Source organism: Candidatus Phyllobacterium onerii (assembly GCF_028331445.1).
In the GTDB taxonomy this organism is placed as follows: Bacteria; Pseudomonadota; Alphaproteobacteria; order Rhizobiales; family Rhizobiaceae; genus Phyllobacterium; species Phyllobacterium onerii.
Window position 1 is genome coordinate 1 of sequence record NZ_JAQMHX010000047.1, and the last position, 603, is coordinate 603.

General features: G+C 59.2%; 1 protein-coding gene. It reads left to right on the plus strand.

The genetic code is table 11. From position 1 onward, the window contains the following. Positions 1-182 precede the first annotated feature (182 nt). Positions 183-603, plus strand: a 421-nt coding sequence (locus PHA01_RS29135; RefSeq protein ID WP_271899726.1) for an isochorismatase family protein, incomplete at its 3' end; no start/stop codon positions are given.

The following is a 603-nucleotide window of genomic DNA, read 5'->3' on the forward strand; positions in this document are numbered from 1 at the left end:
GGCCCTCACGTCAACAGCGCGATGATGTGTGGGATGCAGGGACAGTCCCTCGTCGCACGCAGCGTCATTCTGGGCCGTTCGTCCGACGAGTACATGAAGATCAGGTGCATGCCGTTGAAGCCGGTCAAAGCCGCGTCACGGCGATAGCGATATTCGACGTTGTAAAAGCAGGAGAGTCAAGAATGGACCAGCAGCAGCCGGCTTGTTCGACCACCGATGATGGTGACCCCTACTCAGATCCGCTCAACCCGGCTTTGCCGAAGATCGAAATGGAGCTGGACTTGTCGACCACGGCGCTGGTCGTGACCGACCCGCAGATCGGATTTCTCAGCCCCGACGGGGGATCGTGGGAAGCATTCGGCGAGAGCATCACCGAACTCGATACGGTGGCCAACCTCGGACGTTTGTTCGCCGCCGCCAAGAAAGCAGGAATTCCCGTTGTAGTTTCGCCGCACTACTACTTTCCGCACGATCACCGCTGGGACTTCAAGGCTCCGGGCGAAGCATTGATGCACAAGCTGCGCATGTTCGACAGGGAAGGTCCGCTTTCATTGCACGGATTTGCAGGCTCGGGTGCCGACTGGCTGCCGGAATACCGGGACA